At 71.5% G+C, this 26,166-nt stretch carries 27 protein-coding genes and 1 tRNA gene; 22 read left to right on the forward strand and 6 right to left on the reverse strand.

Features of this window, described 5'->3' with window-relative positions:
• Positions 1-2: 2 nt before the first annotated feature.
• The gene (locus ACFFGY_RS19430) at positions 3-2,447 is read right to left on the reverse strand and encodes a penicillin acylase family protein (protein ID WP_377046185.1); all 2,445 of its coding nucleotides are present in this window, start codon (positions 2,445-2,447) and stop codon (positions 3-5) included.
• A gap of 70 nt (positions 2,448-2,517) precedes the next feature.
• Here ACFFGY_RS19430 and ACFFGY_RS19435 point away from each other — a divergent pair, with 70 nt between their 5' ends.
• Together ACFFGY_RS19435 and ACFFGY_RS19440 are read left to right on the forward strand one after the other, a co-directional pair.
• Complete coding sequence (locus ACFFGY_RS19435; protein WP_377046186.1) at positions 2,518-3,408, forward strand: alpha/beta fold hydrolase; 891 nt, start codon at positions 2,518-2,520, stop codon at positions 3,406-3,408.
• Positions 3,409-3,481: 73 nt separating this feature from the next.
• Positions 3,482-4,633, forward strand: coding sequence for an alpha/beta hydrolase (locus ACFFGY_RS19440; protein WP_377046187.1), 1,152 nt, complete (start codon positions 3,482-3,484; stop codon positions 4,631-4,633).
• Between the two features lie 34 nt (positions 4,634-4,667).
• Here ACFFGY_RS19440 and hemB read toward each other — a convergent pair whose 3' ends face one another.
• Complete coding sequence (gene hemB / locus ACFFGY_RS19445) at positions 4,668-5,663, reverse strand: porphobilinogen synthase (protein WP_377046188.1); 996 nt, start codon at positions 5,661-5,663, stop codon at positions 4,668-4,670.
• A 200-nt stretch (positions 5,664-5,863) separates the two neighbouring features.
• On the opposite strand from hemB, the gene rpiB reads away from it, so the two are divergent.
• From rpiB to thiL, 9 genes are read left to right on the forward strand one after another with little or no spacing between them, the layout of a single operon-like run.
• Complete coding sequence (gene rpiB, locus ACFFGY_RS19450; RefSeq protein WP_377046189.1) at positions 5,864-6,325, forward strand: ribose 5-phosphate isomerase B; 462 nt, start codon at positions 5,864-5,866, stop codon at positions 6,323-6,325.
• A 10-nt stretch (positions 6,326-6,335) separates the two neighbouring features.
• Positions 6,336-7,640 (forward strand): serine hydroxymethyltransferase, encoded by a 1,305-nt coding sequence (glyA, locus tag ACFFGY_RS19455; RefSeq protein ID WP_377046190.1) that lies wholly within the window; start codon positions 6,336-6,338, stop codon positions 7,638-7,640.
• 13 nt (positions 7,641-7,653) lie between these two features.
• Entirely contained in the window at positions 7,654-8,106 is a 453-nt protein-coding gene (nrdR, locus tag ACFFGY_RS19460; RefSeq protein ID WP_377046191.1) for a transcriptional regulator NrdR, read from the forward strand.
• Positions 8,107-8,132: 26 nt separating this feature from the next.
• A complete protein-coding gene (gene ribD / locus ACFFGY_RS19465; protein WP_377046192.1) occupies positions 8,133-9,236 on the forward strand; it encodes a bifunctional diaminohydroxyphosphoribosylaminopyrimidine deaminase/5-amino-6-(5-phosphoribosylamino)uracil reductase RibD in 1,104 nt (367 codons plus the stop codon).
• Entirely contained in the window at positions 9,236-9,853 is a 618-nt protein-coding gene (locus ACFFGY_RS19470; RefSeq protein WP_377046193.1) for a riboflavin synthase, read from the forward strand. The genes ribD and ACFFGY_RS19470 overlap by 1 nt, the downstream gene beginning before the upstream one ends.
• Positions 9,850-10,968 carry a 3,4-dihydroxy-2-butanone-4-phosphate synthase gene (ribB, locus tag ACFFGY_RS19475; protein ID WP_377046194.1) on the forward strand — a complete coding sequence of 373 codons (1,119 nt, stop codon included), beginning with the start codon at positions 9,850-9,852 and terminating at the stop codon, positions 10,966-10,968. The genes ACFFGY_RS19470 and ribB overlap by 4 nt, the downstream gene beginning before the upstream one ends.
• Positions 10,965-11,474: a 6,7-dimethyl-8-ribityllumazine synthase gene (gene ribH / locus ACFFGY_RS19480; RefSeq protein ID WP_377046195.1), complete on the forward strand. Its 510-nt coding sequence runs from the start codon at positions 10,965-10,967 to the stop codon at positions 11,472-11,474. Before ribB ends, ribH begins: the two co-directional genes overlap by 4 nt.
• A complete protein-coding gene (gene nusB, locus ACFFGY_RS19485; protein ID WP_377046196.1) occupies positions 11,471-12,025 on the forward strand; it encodes a transcription antitermination factor NusB in 555 nt (184 codons plus the stop codon). The genes ribH and nusB overlap by 4 nt, the downstream gene beginning before the upstream one ends.
• Position 12,026: 1 nt before the next feature.
• Complete coding sequence (thiL, locus tag ACFFGY_RS19490) at positions 12,027-12,995, forward strand: thiamine-phosphate kinase (RefSeq protein WP_377046197.1); 969 nt, start codon at positions 12,027-12,029, stop codon at positions 12,993-12,995.
• A 33-nt stretch (positions 12,996-13,028) separates the two neighbouring features.
• On the opposite strand, the gene ACFFGY_RS19495 is transcribed toward thiL, so the two are convergent.
• Positions 13,029-13,706, reverse strand: a complete 678-nt coding sequence (locus ACFFGY_RS19495) for an outer membrane protein assembly factor BamE (protein WP_377046198.1) — start codon at positions 13,704-13,706, stop codon at positions 13,029-13,031.
• On the opposite strand from ACFFGY_RS19495, the gene ACFFGY_RS19500 reads away from it, so the two are divergent.
• From ACFFGY_RS19500 to ACFFGY_RS19550, 11 genes are all read left to right on the forward strand, one after another.
• Positions 13,705-14,244: a ubiquinol-cytochrome C chaperone family protein gene (locus ACFFGY_RS19500; RefSeq protein WP_377046199.1), complete on the forward strand. Its 540-nt coding sequence runs from the start codon at positions 13,705-13,707 to the stop codon at positions 14,242-14,244. The two genes, ACFFGY_RS19495 and ACFFGY_RS19500, sit on opposite strands and share 2 nt — an antisense overlap.
• Complete coding sequence (locus ACFFGY_RS19505; RefSeq protein WP_377046200.1) at positions 14,241-14,753, forward strand: YceD family protein; 513 nt, start codon at positions 14,241-14,243, stop codon at positions 14,751-14,753. Before ACFFGY_RS19500 ends, ACFFGY_RS19505 begins: the two co-directional genes overlap by 4 nt.
• A gap of 116 nt (positions 14,754-14,869) precedes the next feature.
• Positions 14,870-15,073, forward strand: a complete 204-nt coding sequence (gene rpmF, locus ACFFGY_RS19510) for a 50S ribosomal protein L32 (RefSeq protein ID WP_377046201.1) — start codon at positions 14,870-14,872, stop codon at positions 15,071-15,073.
• A 26-nt stretch (positions 15,074-15,099) separates the two neighbouring features.
• Complete coding sequence (gene plsX, locus ACFFGY_RS19515; protein ID WP_377046202.1) at positions 15,100-16,188, forward strand: phosphate acyltransferase PlsX; 1,089 nt, start codon at positions 15,100-15,102, stop codon at positions 16,186-16,188.
• An 8-nt stretch (positions 16,189-16,196) separates the two neighbouring features.
• A complete protein-coding gene (locus ACFFGY_RS19520) occupies positions 16,197-17,162 on the forward strand; it encodes a beta-ketoacyl-ACP synthase III (protein WP_377046203.1) in 966 nt (321 codons plus the stop codon).
• A gap of 133 nt (positions 17,163-17,295) precedes the next feature.
• Positions 17,296-17,625, forward strand: coding sequence for an integration host factor subunit alpha (locus ACFFGY_RS19525; RefSeq protein ID WP_377046204.1), 330 nt, complete (start codon positions 17,296-17,298; stop codon positions 17,623-17,625).
• Positions 17,626-18,033 (forward strand): MerR family transcriptional regulator, encoded by a 408-nt coding sequence (locus tag ACFFGY_RS19530; protein ID WP_377046205.1) that lies wholly within the window; start codon positions 17,626-17,628, stop codon positions 18,031-18,033.
• 34 nt (positions 18,034-18,067) lie between these two features.
• Positions 18,068-18,144: transfer RNA gene (locus tag ACFFGY_RS19535), tRNA-Pro, on the forward strand.
• A 210-nt stretch (positions 18,145-18,354) separates the two neighbouring features.
• A complete protein-coding gene (locus tag ACFFGY_RS19540) occupies positions 18,355-19,644 on the forward strand; it encodes an ArgE/DapE family deacylase (RefSeq protein WP_377046206.1) in 1,290 nt (429 codons plus the stop codon).
• Complete coding sequence (locus ACFFGY_RS19545) at positions 19,641-20,888, forward strand: Zn-dependent hydrolase (RefSeq protein WP_377046207.1); 1,248 nt, start codon at positions 19,641-19,643, stop codon at positions 20,886-20,888. Before ACFFGY_RS19540 ends, ACFFGY_RS19545 begins: the two co-directional genes overlap by 4 nt.
• Positions 20,889-20,890: 2 nt before the next feature.
• Complete coding sequence (locus ACFFGY_RS19550; protein WP_377046208.1) at positions 20,891-22,390, forward strand: M81 family metallopeptidase; 1,500 nt, start codon at positions 20,891-20,893, stop codon at positions 22,388-22,390.
• Positions 22,391-22,480: 90 nt separating this feature from the next.
• Here ACFFGY_RS19550 and ACFFGY_RS19555 read toward each other — a convergent pair whose 3' ends face one another.
• From ACFFGY_RS19555 to ACFFGY_RS19565, 3 genes are all read right to left on the reverse strand, one after another.
• Complete coding sequence (locus ACFFGY_RS19555; RefSeq protein WP_377046209.1) at positions 22,481-22,738, reverse strand: hypothetical protein; 258 nt, start codon at positions 22,736-22,738, stop codon at positions 22,481-22,483.
• 67 nt (positions 22,739-22,805) lie between these two features.
• On the reverse strand, positions 22,806-23,258 hold the full coding sequence (locus tag ACFFGY_RS19560) for a DUF3429 domain-containing protein (RefSeq protein ID WP_377046210.1): 453 nt from the start codon (positions 23,256-23,258) through the stop codon (positions 22,806-22,808).
• Positions 23,251-26,076, reverse strand: coding sequence for a glycosyltransferase (locus tag ACFFGY_RS19565; protein WP_377046211.1), 2,826 nt, complete (start codon positions 26,074-26,076; stop codon positions 23,251-23,253). Before ACFFGY_RS19565 ends, ACFFGY_RS19560 begins: the two co-directional genes overlap by 8 nt.
• Positions 26,077-26,166: the final 90 nt, after the last annotated feature.

Consider the following 26,166-nt stretch of genomic DNA (forward strand, 5'->3'; position numbering starts at 1 on the left):
GATCATGGCGTGGCCTGGGGCGTGGCCCGGGGCGCGGCCCGGGGCGCGGCCGAGGGGCGGAGGTGCAGGCGCTCCACCGCCTCCGCCTGGAGCCCGAGGCGGAGGAACTGGCCCCTGACCCATCGCGGCGTCAGGTCGGCCCAGTGGCCCGACAGCGGGTTGCCGGACTGCCCCGTCGCCGTCACCGCCAGCAGCCCGTCCGTGTCCGAAAGGTCCGCCACCAGCCGCAAGCCGGCGCCGTGCACGTCGGCGAAGTCCTCCGTCGTGCCCCCCCGGTTCACCGTCTGATCGTCGCCCGGTGTTGCCACCGCGATCGTGGTGAGCCTGCCCAGGAGGGGCAGCGCCTTGAGCAGCGGATGCTCGAAGCGCGCCACGTGGGCCGCGCCCCAGCGCCAGGAAGCGGGCTCACCGCCGAAGCGCTCCGTCAGGTGCCGCACCGCGCGCTCCAGGGCTTCGCCCACGGTGGCGTCGCAGCCCGCATCGCCGCACCAGCGCCGGCCAGCGGCCTCGTCACCGAGGATATGCGCCACGAATTCGGCGCTCGCCCGCAGCCCTTCCGGGTTGCCGGCCTTGGCCAGCACCAGGCGCCCGAACTCCGCCAGCCAGGCGTTGAAGATCAGCGGCTGCGGCCGGTCCGGGGCCATCTGCCCGTCCCAGCCCAGCAGCAGGTCGCGTGCGGCGCCGACCTCGCCCCAGGGGCGGGGCAGGGCGCGCAGCCGCGGCAGGAGGTCGCGCGCCAGCAGGCTGACGCTGTCGTTCTGCAGCGCCGCAAAATCCTCCGGCGCGTGGCGCGGGCGGGAGCGCAGAACCTCGGCGATCCGCCGGAAGCGCCAGTCCCCCGGCCAGTCGCGGGCGAGAAACACCGGCGAGCCCTCGGGCTGCACGCGGTTGTTGGCGTTGGCTACCATGCCGCCCGCCGGCCGCACCACGTTGGGCATCGCGTCGAAGGGCACCCAGCCGGTCCAGTCGTGGCTGCCGTCCCAGCCGGGCGAGGGCATGCTGCCGTCGCCGCCGGCGCGGACCGGCGTCCGGCCCGACAGGAACATCGCCACGCCGCCGTCGCGGTCCGCCACGGTGATGTTCTGGGGCGGGCTGGTGATGCGGGCCACGGCCCGGCCGGCCTCGTCGAGGTTGCGGGCGAGGTTCAGCGCGCGCAGCCCCGAAGGGGCGGTGTCGTCGGGTGCGAGGTTCGCCATGGCCACCGCCAGCACCGTGCCGTCGTCGGGCCAGAGGTCCAGGTCCGACAGTACCGGCCCGTGGCGGGTTTCGCGGACGCGCAGGATCTCGTCCGGCCGGCCGCGCACCGCGATGCGCTCCTCGCGCACCGTGAACGGCCGTGGGCCCTCGGGCGTCTCGTACTGGTCCTTGCCGACCAGGCGCTCGACGAAGCTGTCCTGGGTGTCGGAGGTGGTGGTGGTGAAGCCCCAGGCCAGGCGCTCGTTGCGGCCGATCACCATGAAGGGCACGCCCGGCGCGGTGGCGCCCGCGAGCATCCGCCCGCCGGGCAGATCGATGCGGGCCAGGTACCACAGGATCGGCGCCCCGAAGCCCAGGTGCGGGTCGGAGGCGAGCAGCGCTCCGCCGGTGGTCGAGCGCGACGCCGACACCGCCCAGGCGTTGGAGGCCGTGCTGGGCAACGGGGCATCCACGGGGAATTCCGGCAGCGCCGCCAGCAGCGGCCCGAGGCCCGGCAGGGCTGCCGCGGGCAGCGCGCCTTCAGGCGCGGGTCCCCCAGGCGCGGACCCTTCGGGCGCCGACCCTCCGGACAGCGCCGCGACCTCGGCGCGGCCGGAACTCCGGTCCGTGGGCCAGAGGTCTTCCAGCTGTTCCGCCGTCACCTTGCCGGCCACCCGGGCGCGCTGGAGCTCGGCCCGCCAGTTCCCCGACAGGTAGAGTCCCATCACCTTGCCCCAGAGCAGGCTGTCGCGCGCTGTCCAGGGCTCCGGCGCGCCGAGCAGCAGGAACTCCGGCGCCGCGAAGCGCCCGCGCGCGCTGATCCAGCTGTTCACGCCCGCCGCGTAGGCATCGAGCAGCCGCCGCGTGCCCTCGTCCAGCACCGCCAGGTCCGCCTCCGCCCGGCGCGCGAGGCCCAGCGTCCGCGTGAAGCGGTCGGCCCGCAGCGTCGCGGGACCCGCGATCTCCGACAGGCGGCCGCTGGCGCCGCGGCGCATCAGCTCCATCTGGAACATCCGGTCGCGCGCGTGCAGCACGCCCAGCGCCATGGCCGCGTCGAACTCGTTGTTCGCCCGGATGCGCGGCACGCCGTCGCGGTCGAGCGTGATCTCCACCGGCGCCGACAGGCCCGGCAGGTCGAGCGTTTCGTCCCGGCCGGGCAGGGTCCACCACAGCAACCCGGCCACCGCACCGGGCAGAACGAGGATCAGCACCACCAGGGCGCTCAGGCTCCGCAGGACGAATCGGCGGAAGGATCGTTGGCGTCGAGGCATGCGAAACGCAGTATGGTGCGTCCGGGCGTGGTCGTCAGCGTGGCGATCGCGCCGGCGGAGGGTTCCACGCATGAGCTTGCTGCCCCGCAACGGCGCGGCCCGCTGCCCGCTCAACCTGTTCGGCGCCACGCTGCGCTGGACCGAGTGGGGCCCCCTGGACGGGGCGCCGGTGGTCTGCGTCCACGGGCTGACCCGCACAGGCCGCGACTTCGACGCGCTGGCGCAGGTGCTGGCGGGGCAGGGGCGGCGCGTCATCTGCCCCGACATCTTCGGCCGCGGCCTCAGCGACTGGCTGCCCGACGGCCACCTCTACGCCGTTCCCACCTATGTCGCCGCGCTGCTGCCGGTGCTGGCCGCGCTGGGCCGCCCCTATGACTGGGTCGGCACCTCGATGGGCGGGTTGATCGGCATGATGGTGGCCACCGTGCCGGGCAACCGGCTGCGCCGCCTCGTGCTCAACGATGTCGGCCCGGCCATCCCGGCGGAAGCGCTGCGCCATATCGCCTCCTACCTGTCCACCGGCCAGGACTTCCCCGACCTGCGGGCACTGGAAGCGCATCTGCGGGTGATCCACGCCCCCTTCGGCCCGCTCACCGACACCCAGTGGGAGCACCTGGCCCGCACCAGCGCCCGCATGACGGCGGACGGTCGGCTGGTGCTGCACTACGACCCGGCCATCGCCGAGCCCATGCGCCAGTCGCCGCCGGTGGATGTCGACCTGTGGAAGTTCTGGGACGCCGTGCAGCAGCCCGTGCTGGTTCTGCGCGGCGCCCGCAGCGAGCTCCTGCAGCCTGACACCGTCGCGCGGATGCTGGAACGCGACGGGGTGGAGGCCGCCGAGGTTCCCGGCTGCGGACATGCGCCGGCGCTGATGGACCCGGGACAAACGGCGCTGGTGGCCGAGTTCCTTGGCCGCTGGCTCTCGCCGCAGGCGGGGTTGAAACCGGAGGGTGGCCGGTAACCATCCGGCGCCGCGCGACGTTGACCCACCGTTTGCCGGCCCCAAAGCCGGCTCCGGAGGAGAACCACGCACGATGTCAGCCTTGTCCCGCCGCAGCGCCCTCCTGCTCGGCCTGTCCACGCCGGCCTTTCTTGCTGCCTGCGCCACCACGCCGCCCATGAGCCCGCCTGACCCGACCGGCATGGCTGACCCCGAGATGCGCGCGCTGCTCGCGAGCCTGGCGTCGCTGGGTCCGAAGCCGCTCGAAGGGCTGACCCCCGCCGAGGCCCGCCGGCAGCCGGGGCTGGCCGATGCCACGCTCAACCTCCTGCGGCAGCAGAACAAGCCGACCACGCCGCGCGCCGTGCCGTTGGTCAAGGACGTCACCATCCCGGGGCCGGGCGGCCCGCTGCAGGCGCGCGTCTACTCCTCGGCCCATATTCCGGAGATGCCTGGTCAGGCGCCGCTGCCGCTGATCGTGTACTTCCACGGCGGCGGCTGGGTGATCTCCACCATCGACACCTACGACACCTCGGCCCGCGCGCTGTCGCTCGACGCCGGGGCGGTCGTGGTGTCGGTCGAATACCGCAAGGGGCCTGAGAACAAGTTCCCCGCCGCGCATGACGACGCCTATGCCGCCTATGTCTGGGCGGTGCAGAACGCCACCACGCTGGGTGCCGACCCGAACCGCGTCGCCATCGTGGGCGAGAGCGCGGGCGGCAACCTCGCCATCGCCACGGCCCTGTCCGCCAAGGCGGGCGGTGCCCCGATGCCGCAGGCCCTGGCGCTGGTCTACCCGGTGGCGGGCACCGATACGGCCACCCCGTCCTACACGCAGTTCGCCAACGCCAAGCCGCTGAGCCGCCCGGCCGTGCTGTGGTTCGTGGGGCAGTACACGAACGGCGGGTCGGACCTTCAGGACCCGCGCCTGAACGTTTACGGCGCTGCCGACCTTCGCGGCCTGCCGCGCACGATCATCGTCAACGCGGAGATCGATCCGCTGGCCGACGACGGCGCGCGACTGGAACAGAAGCTGCAACAGGCGGGCGTGTCGGTGACGCGGCGCGTCTACCCCGGCGTGACGCACGAGTTCTTCGGCGCCGATGCGGTGCTCAGCAAAGCCAAGGACGCCCAGACCTTCGTGGCGGGTGAGCTGCGCGCCGTCTTCGTCAACACGCCCACGCCGCCCCTGCCGGCGCCGCGCGGCCGCGTCCGCCCGGTGCACCCGCGCCGCGCGACGCCCTGAGCAGGACGGAACGGGGGAGGGCTCGCGCCCTCCCTCAGCCGGCGCGCAGCCGCCGCGCCGCGTCCAGGGCGAAGTAGGTCAGCACGCCGTCGCAGCCGGCGCGCTTGAAGGCCATCAGCGCTTCCATGATCACCCGGTCCGGATCGAGCCAGCCGTTGCGGATCGCCGCCATTAACATCGCGTACTCGCCGCTCACCTGGTAGGCGAAGGTCGGCACGCGGAACTCGTCCTTCACCCGGCGGATGATGTCGAGGTAGGGCATCCCCGGCTTGACCATCACCATGTCGGCGCCTTCCGCCAGGTCCATGGCGACCTCGCGCAGCGCCTCGTCGGCATTGGCCGGGTCCATCTGGTAGGTCTTCTTGTCGCCCTTGAGCGCGCCGCCCGAGCCCAGCGCGTCGCGGAAGGGGCCGTAGAAGCCCGATGCGTACTTGGCGGCGTAGGACATGATCCGCGTGTCGATCAGGCCCTTCTCGTCCAGCGCGGCGCGGATGGCGGCGACGCGGCCGTCCATCATGTCGGAAGGGGCGAGGCAGTCGACCCCGGCCTCGGCCTGCACCACCGCCTGCCGAACCAGCACCGCAACGCTGTCGTCGTTGTGGACGTAGCCGTCGCGGATCACCCCGTCATGGCCGTGGTCGGTATAGGGATCGAGCGCCACGTCGCCGACGAGGCCGAGCTCCGGAAACGCCTTTCGCAGCGCGCGGGCACCCTGGCAGATCAGGTTCTCCGGGTTGCTGGCCTCGGTTCCCTCGGCATCCTTCAGCTCGGCCGGCGTCGCCGGAAACAGCGCCACGGCCGGGATGCCGAGCTCCACCGCCTGCCCGACATGATCCACCAGCCGGTCCAGCCCCACGCGGAACTGTCCGGGCATGGACGCGACCTCCACGGCCTCGCCGCTGCCGGGGCGGATGAACACCGGCCAGATCAGGTCGTCCACCGACAGGCGGTTCTCCGCCACCAGCCGACGCGTCCAGCCGTCGCGCCGGTTGCGACGGGGCCGGGTGAGGGGAAAACGTCCGATCGTCACGCTGGCACGCCCTTTGTGCTGAGAAACCCGGGAAGAACCGGCCCGGAACAACGGGCCTGTTTGCCCGCAAACCAGCACGGATGTCGTGTTGCGGTCGAGCCGCGGCCACACTCCCATGGTTGAGGCTTGCATGACCCCGCCGCATACCACCGGTGGAGGTCGTTGTTTCGCCTGGACACCGGCCGTGGTAGTGACCGCCCATGACTCCGTCCGAAACTCCCATCGCGATCGGCAGCGACCATGCCGGCGTGGAACTCAAGGCCCAGGTGAAGCAGGTGCTGGAAAGCGCCGGCCACAAGGTCGAGGATTTCGGCACCCACGGTCCCGAAAGCGTCGACTACCCGGACTTCGCGAACAAGGTGGCGGGCGCCGTGGTGTCCGGACAGGCCAGCTTCGGCGTGTTGATCTGCGGCACCGGCATCGGCATCTCCATCGCGGCCAACCGTCACGCCGCGATCCGCTGCGCCCTGGTGCACGACACCACCGGCGCGCGCCTGACCCGCCAGCACAACGACGCCAACGTCATCGCCCTCGGCGCCCGGCTGATCGGGCCGGAAGTCGCGATCGACGCCGTCCGCACCTTCCTGGCCACGCCCTACGAGGGCGGCCGCCACGAGCGCCGGGTGGCCAAGCTTTCGCCCGAACGCGCCCCTGTTGCCTGAGGATCCTGCCATGAACGAGCAGTCCGCCGCCCCGAACCTCCAGCGCTTCTTCTCCGCACCGCTGCGCGAGGTCGACCCGCAGATCGCCGAGGCCCTCGGGCGCGAGCTCACCCGCCAGCAGGACGGGATCGAGCTGATCGCGTCCGAGAACATCGTGTCGCGCGCGGTGATGGAAGCGCAGGGCTCGGTGCTGACCAACAAGTACGCCGAGGGCTATCCTGGCCGCCGCTACTACGGCGGCTGCGAGGTCGTGGACGTGGCCGAGACGCTGGCGATCGAGCGCGCCAAGCAGCTGTTCGGCTGCGGCTTCGCCAACGTGCAGCCGCACTCGGGCGCCCAGGCCAACCAGGCGGTGTTCCTGGCGCTGCTGCAGCCGGGCGACGTGTTCCTGGGCATGGACCTCGCCGGCGGCGGTCACCTGACCCACGGCTCGCCGGCCAACCTGTCGGGCAAGTGGTTCAAGCCGGTTTCCTACGGCGTTCGTCGTGAGGACGGGCTCCTCGACTACGAGGGCATGGAAGCCGCGGCGCGCGAGCACAAGCCGAAGCTGATCATCGCCGGCGGTTCCGCTTATTCCCGCCAGATCGACTTCGCGCGTTTCCGTCGCATCGCGGACGAGGTCGGCGCGCTGCTGATGGTGGACATGGCGCACTACGCCGGGCTGATCGCGGCGGGCGTTTACGACAGCCCCGTGCCGCACGCCCATGTCTGCACCACCACCACGCACAAGACGCTGCGCGGCCCGCGCGGCGGCATGATCCTCACGGACGACGAAGCGCTGGCCAAGAAGTTCAACAGCGCCGTCTTCCCCGGCCTGCAGGGCGGCCCGCTGATGCACGTCATCGCCGCCAAGGCGGTCGCCTTCGGCGAGGCGCTGCGGCCGGAATTCCGCACCTATGCCCGCCAGGTTGTGGCCAATGCCCGGGCGCTGGCGGCTTCGCTGCGGGAACAGGGCCTCGACATCTCCACCGGCGGGACCGACAGCCACCTGATGCTGGTGGACCTGCGGCCCAAGAAGACCACCGGCAAGGCGGCGGAAGGTTCGCTGAACCGCGCGCACCTAACCTGCAACAAGAACGCCATTCCCTTCGACCCCGAGAAGCCGATGGTGACCTCGGGCATCCGCCTCGGCACGCCCGCCGGCACCACCCGCGGCTTCGGCGAGGCGGAGTTCCGCGAGATCGGCGCGCTGATCGGGCAGGTGCTGGATGGTCTGGGCAAGGCCAATGCGCCGGACGAGAATACGGCGGCCGAGGCCGCGGTGAAGGAGCGGGTGCTCGACCTCTGCACCCGCTTCCCGATCTACCCGAACTAAGGGGTACCGGCCGGTGCGCTGCCCTTTCTGCGGAAGCGACGACACGCAGGTGAAGGACAGCCGCCCGGCCGACGAAGGCGGCTCGATCCGCCGCCGCCGCGTCTGCAACGGCTGCGGCGAGCGCTTCACCACCTTCGAGCGCGTGCAGCTGCGCGACCTGACGGTGGTGAAGTCGGACGGCAGGCGGGTTCCCTTCGACCGGGAAAAGCTCGCCCGCTCCATCCGTGTCGCGCTGCGCAAACGCCCCGTCGAGGAAGGCGTGGTGGACCGCATCGTCAACAGCCTCCAGCGCCGGCTCGAGAGCGACGGCGACAGCGAGGTGACCTCCCGCCAGATCGGCCAGATGGCGATGGAGCGCCTCAAGACGCTGGACCAGGTTGCCTATGTCCGCTTCGCCAGCGTCTACGAGAACTTCAGCGAAGCGAAGGACTTCCAGAACCTCCTGGGCTCGCTGGACAACCGCTGACGCGGCTGCCAAACCCCGCCCCTTCCATGGCGCACCATCCCGAAGACGAGCATCACATGCGCGCCGCGCTGGCCCTGGCGGCGCGCGGCCTCGGCACCACCTCGCCGAACCCGGCGGTGGGCTGCGTCATCGTGCGCGACGGGCGCGTCGTCGGCCGGGGCTGGACCGCGCCGGGCGGCCGCCCGCATGCCGAGCGGGAAGCGCTGGCCCGGGCCGGCGAGGCAGCCCGCGGCGCCACGGCCTATGTCACGCTCGAACCCTGCTCGCACTGGGGCAAGACGCCGCCCTGCGTTGACGGGTTGCGCGAAGCCGGCGTGGCGCGCGTCGTGGCGGCGATGCGCGACCCGGACCCGCGCGTGGACGGCGCCGGCTTCCGCCTCCTGCGCGAAGCGGGGATCGAGGTCACCGAAGGCGTGCTGGAGACGGAGGCGAGGGCGCTGAACGCCGGCTTCATCCTGCGCATGACCCAGGGGCGCCCGCTGGTCACGCTGAAGCTCGCCACCACGCTCGACGGCCGCATTGCGACCAAGACGGGCGAGAGCCGCTGGATCACCGGCCCCGAGGCGCGCCGGCGGGTGCATGCGCTGCGCGGCTCGCACGACGCGATCCTGGTGGGCAGCGGCACGGTGCTGGCCGATGACCCGGACCTGTCCTGTCGCCTCCCGAACTATACCCCGCGCCCGATCCTGCGCGCCGTGGCGGACAGGAGGCTGCGCACGCCGCCGACGGCGCGGCTGTTCCAGGGCGTGGGCGAGGCGGTGGTGCTGACCGCCCCCGGCCACGGGCGCGAGGCGATGGACCGCCTCACCGCCGCCGGCGCCAGCCTCGTGGTGGTGCCGCCGGCGGATGAGGCCGGCGATCTGGAGCCGCTGGCGCTGCTGAAGGCTCTCGCGGCGCGTGGCGTCACGCGCCTTCTGGCCGAGGGTGGCGCGGCGCTGTCGGCCTCGCTGCTGCGCGCGGGGCTGGTGGACCGGCTTGCCTGGTTCCATGCTCCGGCCGTGATGGGCGGCGACGGCATGCCCGCCGCCCAGGCGCTGCCGGTGGAAACGCTGCGCGCCATGCCCAGCTTCCGTCGGACCGCCGCGATCCCCTGCGGCCCCGACCTGTTCAGCGAGTACGAGCGCGCCTGATGTTCACCGGTATCATCACCGCCGTCGGAGAGATCGTCTCCGCATCCCCCATCGGCAACGGCCAGGACATGCGCCTGCGCGTGGCGACGCCCCCGGGCTGGCTGGAGGGCGCCCAGCTCGGCGCCTCCATCGCCTGTGACGGCTGCTGCCTCACCGCCGTAACGCTGGAGCCCGCGGGCTTCGAGGTCGAGGCTTCCGCCGAAACCCTGGCCCACACCGTGCTGGGCGGCTGGCAGCCGGGCACCCGGATCAACCTCGAACGGCCTCTCCGCATGGGCGACGAGCTCGGCGGCCACGTCGTGTCGGGCCACGTGGACGGCGTGGCCGAGCTGCTGTCGGCCGAGCCCGAGAACGGCTCCACCCGGCTGCGGTTCCGTGCCCCCGCCGCGCTGGCGCGCTTCATCGCGCCCAAGGGCTCGGTGACGCTGGACGGCGTGTCGCTCACGGTGAACGAGGTCTTCACCGATGCCGGGGGCGGGCACGTCTTCGGCGTCAACATCATCCCCCACACGCAGAGCGTCACCACGCTGGGCCAGCTCGAGCCGGGCGCACGGGTGAACCTCGAGATCGATATGCTGGCCCGCTACGTCGCGCGGCTGAAGGAGTTCGAGGCATGAGCCCCAGCACCGTCCGCACCTCGCTGAACGACTTCATCAGCCCCACCGAGGAGCTGATCGAGGAAGCGCGCGCCGGCCGCATGTTCGTGCTGGTGGACGACGAAGACCGCGAGAACGAGGGCGACCTCGTGATCCCGGCGCAGTTCGCGACCCCGGATGCCATCAACTTCATGGCCCGCCACGCCCGCGGCCTGATCTGCCTGGCCATGACCCGCAGCCGCGTCGAGGCGCTGGGCCTGCCGCTGATGGCGCAGAGCAACGGCACGCGGCACCAGACCGCCTTCACCGTCTCGATCGAGGCGCGCGAGGGCGTGACCACCGGCATCTCCGCCGCCGACCGCGCCCGCACTGTGGCGGTCGCGATCAACCCCGAACTCGGCCGCGCCGACATCGTGACGCCGGGCCACGTCTTCCCGCTGGCCGCCCGCGACGGCGGCACGCTGGTGCGCGCCGGCCATACGGAAGCCTCGGTGGACCTCGCGCGACTGGCCGGCCTCAACCCCTCGGGCGTGATCTGCGAGATCATGAACGAGGACGGCACCATGGCGCGGCTGCCCGACCTCGTGAGTTTCGCGCAGCATCACGGCCTCAAGCTCGGCACCGTGGCCGACCTGATCGCCTATCGCCGCCGCACCGAGCAGCTGGTCAAGCGCGTGGCCGAGAACACGCTGGAGGACGCGCCCGGCGGTCCGTGGCGCGTCATGGTTTATGCCAACACCGTCGAGTACGGCGAGCACATCGTGCTGGTGAAGGGCGACCCCGCCCGCCACCAGCCGGCGCTGGTGCGGATGCACGCGGTGAACATGCTGCACGACACGCTGAGCGCCGCGGGACCGGCCGAACTGCACGCGGCGATGCGCACCATCGACCGCGCCGGCCACGGCGTCGTGGTCCTCCTGCGCGAGCTCAAGCCCACCATCCTGAGCGAGCGCGTGCGCGCCGGCCGCGGCCGCATGGCGCCGGAGCTGCGCGATTACGGCATCGGTGCCCAGATCCTCTCCGATCTCGGCGTGCGCGAGATGGTGCTGCTATCCAACCACCCCCGCCCGATCGTCGGCCTGGAGGGCTATGGCCTTTCGGTCGTCGACACGCGCCCGATCGAGGAACAGCCATGAGCACGCAGGACGCCCCGGAACGCGGCACCGCCACGCTGGAAGGGCCCGCGCCGCGCGTGCTGCTGATCCAGGCCCCCTACTACGCCGACGTGGTGGGCGGCATGCGGGAGGGCGCGCTGCGCACGCTGGAGGCCATCGGCGCAACGGTCGAGATCGTGGACGTGGCCGGCGCCTTCGAGCTGCCGGCGGCGCTGCGCATGGCACTGCGGGCCGAGGGGAGCAGGGGCGGCCACGACGGCTACCTGATCCTCGGCTGCGTGGTGAAGGGCGACACCGACCATTACGAACACATCTGCCGGGAAGCCTGCCGCGGCGTGATGGACATCTCCGTGGAAACCGCCGCCCCGATCGGCTTCGCGCTGCTGACCGTCGCCACGCTGCAGCAGGCGGTCGAGCGTTCGCTTCCCGACCGGCACAACAAGGGGTCGGAGGCCGCCCACGCGCTGGTGGGGCAGATCGCGCTCGCCCGCCGCCTCGGCCTCGCCCCGACAGGACCCAAGGCATGAGTGGTACCCAGAAGAACAAGGGCGACGCAAAACCCGCCGCCAAGACCGGCGCCAAGCCGCTCGGTAAGGGCCGCCCGCGGCTCGGCGCCCGCGTGGCCGCGGTTCAGGCGCTGTTCCAGTCCGAGGCCAGCGGCGAAAGCGCCGAGGCGATCATCCAGCAGTTCATCAGCCACCGCCTCGGCACCATGCCGGGCGAGGGCGGCTTCGAGGAAGGCCGCGTCCCGCAGGCGGACGTACCGCTCTTCGTGAACATCGTGCGCGCTGTGGCCAAGAACGCCGAAACACTGGACCCGGTGATCGCCGGTCACCTGTCGGCCGGCTGGAGCATGGAGCGGCTCGACCCCGTGCTGCGCGCCCTGCTGCGCGCCGCGGCGGGCGAGCTCTGGTCCGGCAAGGAGCCGCCGGCCAAGGTCGTGATCAACGAGTACATGGACGTGGCGCACGGCTTCTTCGACGGCTCGGAGCCTCGCTTCGCCAACGGCGTCCTGGACGCCATCGCCAAGCACCTGCGTGGCGGGGAACTCGGCGGCACCCCCGGCGTCACGGGCTGAGATGTCGCTGCCCGCGGAGTTCGGCCTGATCGCGCGGTACTTCCGCCCGCTGGCCGGCCCGGGCGCGCTCGACCTCGCCGACGACGCGGCCATCTTGGACCTGCCCCCTGGCCGCAGCCTGGTGCTGGCGGCGGATGCCATCGTGGAAGGGGTCCACTTCCTCGCCGACGATCCGCCCGACACGGTGTCGCGCAAGCTGCTGCGCACCAACCTGTCCGACCTCGCGGCGATGGGCGCGGAGCCGCTGGGCTACCTGCTCACCACCGCTTTTCCGCGCGGCACGGCCGAGGATGTGGTGGCGGGCTTCGCCGCCGGGCTGGCGGAGGACCAGGCACTGTTCGGCCTGCAGGTGCTCGGCGGCGACACCGTCGCGATCCCGGGGCCGGGCTGCTACTCCCTAACCATCCTGGGCACCCTGCCGCGGGGCCAGGCGCTGCGGCGGAGCGGGGCCCTGCCGTGCGACGATCTGTGGGTGTCCGGCACGGTGGGCGACGGCGCACTGGGCCTCGCGGTGGGGCAGAACCGCTGGCCGGGTGACGCGGCGGGCTATCTTCTCCGCCGCTACCGCCTGCCGGAGCCGCGCCTGCGGCTGGGACAGGCGCTGCTGGGCCTGGCGCACGCGGCGATGGACGTGTCGGACGGGCTGGTGCAGGACCTCGGCCACCTTTGCCGCGCCAGCCAGGTCGCGGCCGTGATCGAGGCGGCGCGGGTGCCGCTTTCCGCGCCCGCCCGCGCGGCGGTGGAAGGGGATCCCGGCTGGCTTCCCCGCCTCCTGACGGGCGGCGACGACTACGAGTTGCTGTTCGCCGCCCCGGCCGGACGTCGGGACGATGTGCTGGCCGCGGGGCGCGCCGCCGACACGCCTGTCACGCGCATCGGCCGCTTCGCGGCGGGCGACGCCGCGGTGCAGGTCCTCGACGCCGGGGGCGACAGGCTGCCGCTCCCGACCGGGGGATGGAGTCACTTCTAGCGAGGGCCCTCACGCGGGGTGAGGGCCGGATGGTCAGAGACCGCCGCCGCCGCCGCCCGGGCCGCCAGAACCCGGCGCGTTGCTGCCACCGCCGCCGCCGCCACTGCCGGCGCCGTTGAAGCGGCCGATATTGCCGAAGAGCGACTGCAGGAAGCTGCGGTCGGTGCCCGGGACCGGCGTGGTGCGCGACACGAACTGGACGTCCTGGGTGTCCTTCGGGCCGAGCTCACGAACCCCCTGGACGACGCCCTTGTCGTCGAAGTGCACCGCCACCACGCGCTGGTTCTCCAGCCCCGGCATCTGGCCCGGGCGGATATGGGTCACCGCGCTGATGTAGTACCAGTTGCTGGGATCAAAGGTCCCGATCGCGCTGGGGGAGCCCAGCAGGGCACTGACGTCCTGCTTGGTCTGCACGCCGGGCGTGATCTGCTTCAGCTGGTCCTCGTCCACCCGGTTGCCGCGAACCTCGCGCGGGGCGCCGAATACCGAGCAGCCTCCGAGCGGGACGGCACCCAGCAGGATGGCGGCCAGGGCCAAGCCGGCGCGGCCGGTTCGCCTGGAGCGGGTTGACCCTGACGGGTCGCGATTGACGGGGGAGGGGGCACGGGCCATCTCGTCGGGCGGATTGCCACCGCCGGGCGGCCCGGTCAACGGCTCGATCGCCGCCACGGGGCGCATGGCGTGGTTCGTTGCACGATCGGGATACGGCATGGGCCTCCTTGGCCTCCTCAGGCGCAAGCCCTTCGAGCGGACGGGCTTCGAGCTTTATACCACCACGGTGTCGGCCGCGCGCGCGCCCGCGCTGTTCGAGCACCACGCGATTCCCGATACGCTGGAAGGCCGCTTCGACGCCATCGCCCTGCACGTCGCGCTGCTGGTCCACCGGCTGCGGCACGACGCGGACGCGCGGGGCGCGCCGCTCGCCCAGGCGGTGTTCGACGCCATGTTCGCCGACATGGACATCAGCCTGCGGGAGATGGGGGTAGGCGACATGTCCATCGGCAAGCGGGTGAAGCGGATGTGGGAAGCCTTTCATGGCCGCGCCCGCGCCTACGAGGCCGCGCTGGATCAGCCCGGCCACGCGTCGCTGGAGGACGTGCTGGTGCGCAATATCTGGAGCGGGCAGGCGCCGGAGGGCGCGGCGGCGCTGCTGGCGGCGCGCGTCCGGGCCCTTTCGGCGGGTTTGCGGCGGCAACGGCTGGACGATCTGGCGCGAGGCCAGGTGAGCTACGACATGGGTGCAGCATGAACAACGAATTGTCCCGTCCCATCGTCCTCGCCCACATCCCCGCCGCCGGCCGGCAGGAGCGCGTGGAAGCGAGCCCCGCCGAGCGCGAGGCCCTGGCCCGCCGCTTCGAACTGCTCGCGCTCGACAGCCTTCAGGCCGAGGTCACGATCAAGCCCACGATCGACGGTGGCTTCTCCGTGGTCGGGCGGATGCGCGCCGAGGTGGTCCAGGCCTGCGTCGTCACGCTGGAGCCGGTGCCGCAGCACATCGATGAGGCGGTGAACTGGCAGGTGGTCCAGGCCGCCGCCGGCGAGGAGGAAGAGCCGGGCGAGGAGGATGACCTCGACGGTCCCGACCAGGTGGAGGTGTCGGACGGCGTCCTCGACCTCGGCGAGGAGATCGCGCAGCAGCTTTCGCTGGCGCTCGACCCTTATCCCCGCGCCCCCGGTGCCGGGCTCGGCGAGGAAGGGGTGGGCGATGGCCCCTTCAATCCTTTCGCGGTCTTGCGTACCGTGCAGCGCAAGAGCTGAGATCACCCATTCCCCCGGCGGGTAAGCTTGCGGCTTGCCTCCGCCGGAGGGGGGTGGTAGGAGCCCGCCTCCTTTGAAATCTCTTCATTGAGTCCCTTTAGAAAGGCCCGGCGACAATGGCCGTCCCTAAGAGAAAAGTTTCGCCCTCCCGCCGCGGCATGCGTCGCAGCCACGAGGCGCTGGGCACCGAGGCCTACAACGAGTGCCCGAACTGCGGTGAGCTGAAGCGCCCCCATCATGTCTGCTCCTCCTGCGGTCACTACGACGGCCGTGAGGTCGTGCAGGCCGGTGACGCTCTGAAGGCTGCGGTTCGCACCTGAACGACGGCGTTGCCGCGGGGCTCATCGTGACCTTACCCTCCGAGGCAGGACGTGTTCCTGCCTACGCGCTGGCCGTGGACGCGATGGGTGGCGACAACGCCCCCGAGTCCGTCCTCGACGGCATCGAGATCTCGGCAGAACGCCACCCCGGCGCCCGTTTCCTGCTGCTGGGTGACGAGGCACGGCTGAAGGCGCTGCTGGAGCGCCGCCCGCGTGCCCGCGCGGCCTGCGACCTGCGCCATGCCCCCGAGGCGATCGCCGGCGACCTGAAGCCGACGGCGGCGCTGCGGCTGCGCAATTCCTCCATGCGCCTGGCCATCGACGCTGTGGCGGCGGGTGAGGCGGCGGGCGTGGTGTCGGCCGGCAACACCGGCGCGCTCATGGCGCTGGCCAAGATCGTGCTGAAGACCCTGCCCGAGATCGACCGGCCGGCGCTGTCGGCCATCTGCCCCTCGGCGCGCGGCGACGTCATCATGCTCGACCTGGGCGCCAACGTTCAGTACGACGCCGCCAACCTCGTGCAGTTCGCGGTGATGGGCGACGCTTTCGCCCGCGCGGTGCTGGGCCTCGACGCCCCGTCGATTGGGCTGCTCAACGTCGGCTCCGAGGAGCTGAAGGGCGACGAGCGCGTCCGCCAGGCCGCCGACATCCTGCGCGAAAGCCATATCAGCGCCAATTTCCGCGGCTTCGTGGAAGGCCATGACATTACGGCCGGCACGGTGGACGTGGTGGTGACCGACGGCTTCACCGGCAACATCGCGCTGAAGACCGGCGAGGGTGCCATGAAGCTGATGCTGCGCATGCTCAAGCAGATCTACACCTCCTCGCTCCTGGCCCGCATCGGCTACCTGCTGGCGCGTCCCGGGCTGGACCGGCTGCGCGAGTACATGGACCCGCGCCGCTACAACGGCGCCGTGCTGGTCGGGCTGAACGGCGTGGTGGTGAAGAGCCACGGCGGCACCGACGCGCTGGGCTTTGCCCATGCCATGGATGTCGGCATGGACATGGTCACGCACGGCCTCAACGAGCGCATCCGCGAGGGCGTCGCCCTGATCCAGCGCCAGACCACTCCCCCTCCCGAGCAGCCGCTGCCCCCGCTCGCCACCACGCACTGAGAACCGATATGCGCGCCATCATCGCCGGTACGGGCGGCTACCTGCCGGAGCGTGTTCTCGGCAACGACCAGCTCGCGGCCGAGTACGGGCTCGACACCTCCGACGAGTGGATCCGCGGGCGCACCGGCATCCGGCAGCGCCACCTGGCAGCGCGCGGCGAAACGGCCTCCTCCATGGGGGCCGCCGCCGCGCGGCAGGCGCTGGAGCAGGCCGGGATCGCGGTGGACGAGGTCGACGCCATCATCGTGGCGACCACCACGCCCGACAGCGCCTTTCCTTCCACCGCGGCCCGGGTCCAGGCGGCGATCGGCGCCAGGCCAGGCCTCGCCTTCGACCTGTCGGCGGCCTGCACCGGCTTCATCTACGCCCTGGGCATGGCCGAGTCGCTCATGCGCAGCGGCGCCGCGCGCTGCGTGCTGGTGATCGGCACCGAGATCTATTCGCGCATCGTGGACTGGACCGACCGCTCCACCTGCGTGCTGTTCGGCGACGGCGCCGGCGCCGTGGTGCTGCGCGCCAGTGACGAGGAGCAGGAGCGGGGCCTGCTGTCCTGGCACCTTCATGCCGACGGGCGCCACGCCGACATCCTGCAGGTGGAGGGTGGCGCCGGCAGCACCGGCGGCGCCGGCTTGCTGCGCATGTCGGGGCGGGAAGTCTTCCGCCACGCCGTGTCCAAGCTCGCCGCCGTGGTGGACCAGGCGCTCCAGGCCAATGCGCTCGACCGTTCCGCGGTGAACTGGCTCGTGCCGCATCAGGCGAACCTGCGCATCATCGACGCCATGGGCCGCAAGCTCGGCCTGCCGCCGGAGCGCGTGGTGGTCACCGTCGATCGTCACGCCAATACCTCCGCCGCGTCGATCCCTCTGGCGCTGGCGGAAGCGGCGCGCGACGGGCGCATCAAGCAGGGCGACCTGGTGTTGATGGAGGCCATCGGCGGCGGCCTGACCTGGGGCGCGGCACTCGCACGTTTCTGAATCCGCCGAGGATTCTTGGCGGCTGTGCCTTCTCGGCACCACTGTGCCCTGGAAGACCCGGTCGGCGGTTGACGTCGCGCCGCTCCCCGGTTTTCACTCCGGCCCGAGGGGTGAGTCGAGGTAGTCTTCGGGCATGAACACCGTCACGCGCGCGCATCTGGCCGACGCGATCTATGCACAGGTCGGGTTGTCCCGGAACGAGAGCGCCGTGCTGCTGGAAGACGTGCTGGAACGCATCTCCAGCAGTCTCGCCTCCGGCAGGGCCGTCAAGCTATCCGCCTTCGGCACCTTCACCGTGCGGCAAAAGGCCGAGCGGGTGGGCCGTAATCCCAAGACGGGAATCGAGGTTCCGATCTCGCCGCGTCGCGTGCTCTCCTTCCGCGCGAGCCAGGTGCTCAAGGCCCGCATCAACGGCGAGGCCCTGCCCGACGGCGAGGATGGCGAGTCGCAGGACAACGGGTAAATGCCTTCCGGACTGACCGACGACACCTCGCCACGACCGAGAAAGGTCGCCACGGCCTTTCGCACGATCAGCGAGGTCGCCGAGGACCTGCACATTCCGCAGCACGTCCTCCGATTCTGGGAAAGCAAGTTCCCACAGGTCCGCCCGCTCAAGCGCGGTGGCGGCCGGCGCTACTATCGCCCCGACGATATCGCGCTGCTCAAGCGCATCGGCGACCTGCTCTATACCCAGGGCTACACGATCAAGGGCGTGCAGCGCCTGCTGCAGGGCGACGGCGGCGATGCCGTGGCGGAAGAGCCGCAGATCTCCGAAGCCGAGGCGCGCGACGCGCTGCTGCGCGAGTGCCTGGAAGAATTAGAGACCATTGCCGGGCAGCTTCGCCTCATAACTCGTCCGGGGAAGGCTTGAGGCATCCGGCATCGGGTGCTAGACGGCCTCCACACGGAGCGTAGCGCAGCCTGGTAGCGCACTTGTCTGGGGGACAAGGGGTCGTGGGTTCAAATCCCGCCGCTCCGACCATTCGCTTCCTTCCCGAACATCGCGGATTGGTCTCAGCGAAGCGGTTCATGCCGTGCAAAGGGTTGTCGCCTCGCTCCGGCGGCGCCTAGCCTCTTCTCCGGGAGTTCCGGAGACATCAATGATCCTAGAGCGTCGTGTCCCTGATCAGGGCACCGCATCCCCGCGCCTGCGCGTCCTGTCCATTGCCTCGCAGCGTCGCGGGTGCCGGGCATGACGGCTGACAGTGGCGCCCGCCGCGCGATTCTCCAGGCCGTGGATGCGCTGCGCTCCGAAACGGAAGACGTCCTGGCCCGACTCGTCCGCTGCCCTTCGGTGCTGGGCCAGGAAGCCTCGGCGCTGGACCTCGTGGCGGAGCTCTACGGCGCACTGGGCCTGGTGCCGCAGCGGATTCCCACCGATCCCGACGCTTTGCGCGACCATCCTGGCTTCTCACCGCCGCTGATTTCCTACGCCGGACGCGACAACGTGGTGGCCACCCACACGCCGCGCGAGGTGCGCGGCCGCAGCCTGACGCTGCAGGGCCATGTCGACGTGGTGCCGGTGGGCGCCGACGACCTGTGGACGACGCCACCCTTCGAACCCCGGGTGGAGGGCGGCCGCATGTACGGCCGCGGCGCCGCCGACATGAAGGCGGGCGTCGCCTCCTACCTCGCGGCCTTTCGGGCGCTGAAGCTGGCGGGGCTCCAGCCCGCCGCGCCGGTACAGATGCACGCGGTGATCGAGGAAGAATGCACCGGCAACGGTGCGCTCGCCGCCATGCTGGCGCTGCCGCGCACCGAGGCCTGCATCATCCCCGAGGTCGGTCCCGGCCTCGCCGGCATCTACGCGGCCGAGGTGGGCGTGGTCTGGGCCTGGGTCACGGTGACCGGCCGCCCGGCCCACGTGCGCGAGATGCAGGCCGGCATCAACGCCATCGAGGCGGCGCTCGTCGTGGCGGAGGGCTTCAAGCGCTACGAGGGGGAGATGAACCGCGCCGAGCGCGTCCACGCCTCCTTCCGCGGCGTGAACCACCCGGTCAACGTCAACCTCGGCACGATCGAGGGCGGGGAATGGAATTCCTCGGTGGCCACGCGAGCGCGCATCGGCATGCGGGTGGGCGTGATGATGGGCTACACCGCCGCGCAGACCAAGGCCGACATCGAGCGCATCGTGGCCGAGGCCGGCGCGGATGAGCGGCTGCGCAACGTCGCCCTGAAGCTCGAGTTCAAGGGCTTCATGGCCGACCCCTGCGTCTTCGACATGGAAAGCGGCATCGCGCGGCTGGTGCGCACGAACTACGCCGAGATCACCGGCGAGGAGTTGCGCGCGGTGCCTGCCACCGGCTTGACGGACGGCCGCCACTTCGAGCTTTACCGCAACACGCCGGTCGCCTGTTTCGGGCCAGAAGGCCAGAACATCCACGGCATCGACGAGAACGTCAGCCTCGACAGCATGCACCACACCACCGGCACCATCGCGCTGGCCATTGCGGACTGGTGCGGGCTGGAGCCGGCGGCGTGAGCGGCACCAACCTGCCGCTCTCGGGCGAGCGGCTCTGGCAATCGCTGATGGAGATGGCGCGGATCGGCGGCACCGCGAAGGGCGGCTGCAACCGGCAAACGCTGACCGCCGAGGACGGGGAAGGGCGCGCGCTGTTGGCGCGCTGGGGCCGCGAGATCGGCCTGACGCTGACCACCGACCGGCTGGGCAACATGGCGCTGCGGCGCGAGGGCCGCGACCCGTCGCGCCGCCCGGTGGCCATCGGCTCGCACCTCGACACCCAGCCCACGGGCGGCAAGTTCGACGGTGTGCTGGGCGTCCTGGCCGGGCTGGAGGTGATGCGTGCCCTCCACGAGGCCGGGGTCGAGACCGAGGCACCGCTCCTGCTGATCAACTGGACCAACGAGGAAGGCGCGCGCTTCTCGCCGCCGATGATGGGCAGCGGCGGCGCCATGGGCCTCTTCACCGAGGCCGAGGTGCTGAACAAGACCGACGCCGCGGGCACCCGCTTCGGTGACGCGCTGCAGGCCATCGGCTGGGCGGGCGAGGCCGACCCGGCGTCCTTGCGCGACCTCGAAGCCTATTTCGAGCTGCACATCGAGCAGGGACCGGCGCTGGAGCGCGACGGGCTGGAGATCGGCATCGTCACGCACGCGCTGGCGCAGCACTGGTTCGAGGTCACGGTGCGCGGCGAGGACGCCCATGCCGGCGGCGGCATGGCGCATCGCCGCGACGCCCTGGTGGCGGCCGCGGAACTCGTCACCGCGGTGGAGGAGATCGCGCTCGCATCCGGCGGCGACGCGCGCGGCACCGTGGGCGTGCTGCGGGTGGTGCCGTCGAGCCGCAACGTCGTGCCCTCGGAAACCTGGTTCAGCGTGGACTTCCGCCACGGCAGCCCGGAGGCGCTGGAGGGCATGGGCGACGCCCTGCGCGAGCGCGCCGCCGCCGTCGCGGCCCGTCGCGGCGTGGCGGTGGAGGTCGAGTCCTTCTGGTACTCGCCGCACACGCCCTTCGACCCGGCGCTGACCGACCGGCTGCGGGAGGCCGCCGGCGCACGGGGTTTGCGGATGCGCGACATGCCCACCGGCATTGGTCACGACGCGGTTTACGTCGCGCAAACCCTGCCCGCCGGCTTCCTGTTCGTGCCTTGCCACGGCGGGATCAGCCACAACGAGCGTGAAAGCATCACCCCCGAATGGGCCGCCGCCGGCACCGCCGTGTTGGCGGATGCCGTGCTGGCCACGGCCGGGATCGCGAAGGACTGAGCATGCGCATCGCCATCGGCGGCTTTCAGCACGAAAGCCATTCCTTCGCCCCGCTGCCCGCCACCTGGGCGGATTTCCGCACGCCGAGCGGCTCGCCCGCACTGCTGCGCCCGGACACCATGCTGGCGGCGCTGCGCAACAGCAGCTACCCGGCCTCGGGCGCCATCCGCGCCGCCGAGGCGCAGGGCATTACCGTCGCGCCGCTGAGCTGGGCTACCACCGGGCCGAGCGGCCCCGTCACGGCGCAGGCCTTCGAGTCGATGTCCGCCCTGTTGCTGAGCGACCTTCAGGCCGCGATGGAGGAGGGGCCGCTCGACGGCGTCGTGCTGGAACTGCACGGTGCCATGGTGGCGGAAGGCTTCCCCGACGCGGAAGGGGAGCTGCTGCGCCGCTTCCGCGCCGTGGCCGGCCCCGCTGTCCCGATCGCGGCCAGCCTGGACCCGCACTGCAACCTGACCGCCGCGATGGTGGAACACAGCGATGTGCTGGTGCCCTACCGCACCTATCCGCACGTCGACGGCGCCGAATGCGGTGCCCGGGCGCTGGCGCTGCTGCTGCGTCGGATCGAGCGGGGTGCGCCCTTTGCCAAGCACTGGCAGCAGAGCGACTACTGGACCCCGATCACCGGCCAATGCACGCTGGTCTCGCCCATGGCCGACGTCATGGCGGACCGCGCCCGGCTGGAAGGGGCCCCCGGCGTGGTGGAGCTGGGCTTCTGCTTCGGCTTCCCCTACGCCGACTTCGCCGATTGCGGCATGGCGGTCGCCTGCTACGCCGAGAACCCGGCCGCCGCCCGCGACGGCGCGGAGCAGTTCCTGGCCACCCTGGCGCGGCGGGAAGCGGAATTCGTCCCCGACCTCCTGTCGGCCGAGGCCGCGGTCGCGCTGGCCCGCGAGTTGTCCCGCACGGCTGAGGGGCCGGTGGTGATCGCGGACACGCAGGACAATCCTGGCGGCGGCGGGCACGGCGACACCACGGGCCTGCTGCGGGAACTGGTGCGCCAGGAGGCGCAGGGCGCCACGCTCGGGATCATCAACGACGCCGAGAGCGCCGCCGCCTGCCATGCTGCCGGCGAAGGTGCCAGGCTGCATCTTTCGCTCGGCGGCAAGTCGGATGGCGTGCCGCTCGAGGTCGAGGCGTTGGTGCTGCGCCTGACCGACGGCTGCTTTACCTGCACCGGCCCGATGGCGGCCGGCAACGCGGTGGATCTCGGCGCTTCGGCGCTGGTCGCGATCGGCGGGGTGAAGGTGATCGTGACCAGCCGCAAGATGCAGGCACTGGACCAGGCGCTGTTCCGCCATGTTGGCATCGAGCCTTCGGCGGAACGGATCCTCGCGCTCAAGTCCAGCGTGCATTTCCGGGCCGACTTCCAGCCGATCGCCAGCCGCGTGCTGGTGGCGGTGGCGCCAGGGCCGGTGGTGGCCGATCCCGCCACGCTGCCCTTCCGGCACGTCCGCCCCGGCGTGCGCCTCCGCCCCGGGGCCAACAGCCCGACGGCTTGAGACGCCGGCCACGTGACGCGGCGAGGCCCGGGGACGCCCGGCCTCGCCAGCCGCCGACGCGGGAAGCTGGGGAGTAGGGTGGCGGCGCGGCTACATCCGCGCCGCGGTTTCCTCCAGGCGTCGGGACGCCTCGCGCGCTTCCTCGACGCGGTGGCCGACCGTCCGCAACTCGCTGTCGAGATCACCCAGGGACTCGCCGAGCCGTGCCGTGCCGCTGCGGAGGTCGCGCATGGCCTCCTGGAACTCACGCACGACGCGGCGCTGTTCCTGCTGCGCTTCCATCAGGCGGTCGAGGGCCAGCTGGAGCCGGCGGCCCGGCGCCACCGGAAAGGGAACCACCTGCGCCATGCCTGCTTCTCCATGCTGCGTGCAACCGTTGACGGAAGCTTAACGTCGCAGGGCGGCAATCGTAAATCTAAAAAACCAGAACTTCTCCCAGGAAGAGCGACAACACGGCGCCGATAGTCAGCACCCAGCGCAGGCGCAGCCAGTTGCGGCCCACGGCGCCGGTCCTGGTCGCGACGCTTTCCACCAGGACGAGGCACAGGAAGCCCAGGATCAGCAGCCCTGCGTCCCAGCCCGCCGGCAGCAACAGGGCGACCCAGGCGACGAGCGACGGCATCACGCCGATCCCGAGCCGCGGCCAGTCCCACCCCGCTTCCGCCTCCGTACCCCGCAGCGCGGCGCCCCAGTGCACGGCGCCCAGGAAGGACAGGATGCTGGCGCCGTAGAAGAGCAGCGGCATCCGCGCCCAGGTCTCGCCAGCCAGCGACAGCAGCGCCAGCCCGAAGAAGGGGATCAGCCCGGCCAGGCCCAGCAGGCGGGCGGCGGGCGGAACCCGCCAGCCGCCGGCAGTCCTCTCAGTCACCGCCAAGGCGGGCCACCATGCTGCCCGCGGTTGAGGTGGCCGGCACCGCGCCCGGCACGCCGGAGCGCTGCCGCGCCGGCATCGCCGCGACCGCGGCCATCGACACGGCCGCCATGTAGGGCACGGATTGTACGATCAGGATCACGGTCCAGAGCAGGGCCTCCCAGGTTCCGGCACGATGAACCACGGTAACGCCGGCCGCAGCGGACCAGAGCAGCGCGAGCAGGATCAACTCTTCACGCGCCGTGGAGAAGGCCTGCACCAGGGCAGGGGCGTTCTCCATCTTCGGCGTGCGGGCGAAATGAGCGCGGCGCTTGAAGAAGCCCTGCCACACGGCCTTGCCGATGGTGTGGGTCAGCGCCAGCCCGCCCAGCGCCGCGGCCAGACGGTCGCCCGTGCCGCAGCTCACCCGCGCGGCGTAGAGCATCCAGATCTGTGCGAGCTTGAACAGGAACAGCCCCAGGCTCGGCAGCATGAAGAGCAGGATCGGGAACTCGTTCGACAGCCCCACCGCCTGCAGCACGCCGCGCAGCCCGCTCCAGAACACCTCGCCCAGGCCCAGCTTCGCCTGCAGCGCGGCGTGCAGACCCTCGTAGGCCAGCGGGTTGCACAGCGGCAGCAGCACCAGGCCCAGCGACCAGAACAGCCCGCCGATCACGAAGAGGAGGCCCAGCGCGTCGCCGAACCAGGGCATCCAGCCCATCACGAAATGGAAGCGCTGTCCCTGCGTCAGCGAGCGGTCGAAGGGGTTCAGCAGCGCCCGCCAGTGGCCCTTGACGATCTGCACCGCGCCGAAAGCCCAGCGGTGGCGCTGCTTGCGATAAGCGGCGAAGTCGTCGGGCATCACGCCGCGGCCCATGCTGTCGGGCACGTAGGCTGCTTCCCAGCCCTGGCGCATCAGCTTGAGGCCGAGTTCGCTATCCTCGCAGATGCACCACTCCGCCCAGCCACCGGCGCCTTCCAGCGCCGTACGGCGGATCAGCGTCATGGTGCCGTGCTGGATAATGGCGTTGCGCTCGTTGCGGGTGACCATGCCGGCGCGGAAGAAGCCGGCGTATTCCCAGAACATGATGCGCTTGAACCAGCCCTCGCGCCCGTCGCGGTAATCCTGCGGCGACTGGGTGAAGCCGATCGCCGGGTTGCGGAAGAAGGGCACCATACGGCGCAGCCAGTCCGGCCGCACAAGGTAGTCGCTGTCCAGCACGCCGATGACGGCGGCGTCGGGCGCGGTTTCGCGCAGGGCGAAGTTCAGCGCGCCGGCCTTGAAGCCCTTCCAGCGGCCGAGATGAAAGAAGCGGAACTTCGGCCCCAGCCGCGCGCAGTGCTCGGCCACCGGCTCCCAGATCGCGGGGTCGGTGGTGTTGTTGTCCACCACCAGCACCTCGAAATCCGCGTAGTCGAGGGCTGCCAGCGCATCCAGCGTCTCCCGCACCATCTCCGGCGGCTCGTTGCAGATCGGCAGGTGGATCGAGACCTTGGGCAGCGAGGCGGTGTCGCTGGCGGGCAGGGCGGCCCACTGGCGCTTGCTGACGCGGCCCCAGATGGTTTCCGCCAGTTCGAAGCTGTCGCTCAGCAGCAGCGCCAGCAGCAGCAGTTGTCCCAGGATCAGCACGCACCACACCGCGGCCGCGGCGACGGACAGGTAGGTTTCCGACATCGCCAGCATCACCGCCACCACGCCGGTGACCGAGATCTGCGCCAGTCCCGCCATCACCAGCTTGCCGGCGAGGCGGATGTCGGGACGGCGCACCAGGAAGAAGAAGCTCGCCAGGAAGGCCGCGAAGCTGCCGCCGAGGGCCCAGTCAGCCCAGCCCGGCGTTTCCTCGACGCTGCCCACCAGCGGCCACTTGGGCTGCCGGTCGAGGTCGAGCATGCCCCAGTAGCCGGCGGCACGACCCTCGAAGCTCACCTTCCAGGGCTGGTCGAAGGCTTCCATCACGAAGTAGTCGAGGTGCCGTTCCTCCGCGATACGGAAGAACTTGCGCAGGAACATCGCCTGGTTCACGCGGCTCGCCCGCGCGGCGCCCTGCGCCACGCCGTCCGAGGGCCAGCCGATCTCGCCGATCAGGATGGGCTTGTTCGGGAACATGCGGTGCACTTGGTCGTACTTCTCGAGCGAGAAGCGCAGCGCCTCATCCACCGGCAGGCCTTCCCAGTAGGGCAGGAGGTGGATGGTGATGAAGTCCACGGCCTCGCCGAGTTCCGGGTGGTCCACCCAGACGTGCCAGGGCTCGGCGGTGGAGACCGGCTGGTGCACCTGCCGCTTCACCTGCCGGATATAGCCCACCAGCTGCGGCACGCTGAGGTCGCCGCGCAGCACCGCCTCGTTGCCCACCAGCACGCGCTCGACGTTGCGGTGGGCGCGCGCGACCTCGACCAGCCGGCGCAGCTCCGCCACGTTGCGGTCCAGCCGCTTGTCGAGCCAGGAGCCCATGGTGATGGCGAGGCCGAGATCGGCCTCCTCGGCGATGGCCGGGATGCGGTCGAGACCCTGGCTCGTGGCGTAGGTGCGGATGTGCGCGGTCATCGGCGCGACGCGGCGCAGGTCGCGCTCGATATCGGCGGCCGAAGGCTGGTTGTCGCCCTCCGCGCTCTGCCCGCGCTGATACGGCGCGAAGGCGAAGCCCGCGACCTGCCCGCGGAAGTCCGGCATCAGCATGGGACGGTTCCACGCCCACCAGGCGCCCAGGTGCACCGCGGCCACGAGAAGCAGCACCAGCAGCGTGCTCAGATGCCGGCCCGGCTGGCGACGGCCAGCCGCCGTCGCGCCGCCGGTCATGCGCTGCGTCCGATCAATGTTCCAACGACGGAGAATCATCGCGTTTCCGGTGCTGGGCGACCCGTTCCGGGCGACGTGTCAGCCGGAGTCTCCCGGTGCCACGGCCGAATCCATTGCCGCTCGTTACGG

The organism is Roseomonas elaeocarpi (genome assembly GCF_042433915.1).
Classification (GTDB): domain Bacteria; phylum Pseudomonadota; class Alphaproteobacteria; order Acetobacterales; family Acetobacteraceae; genus Roseomonas; species Roseomonas elaeocarpi.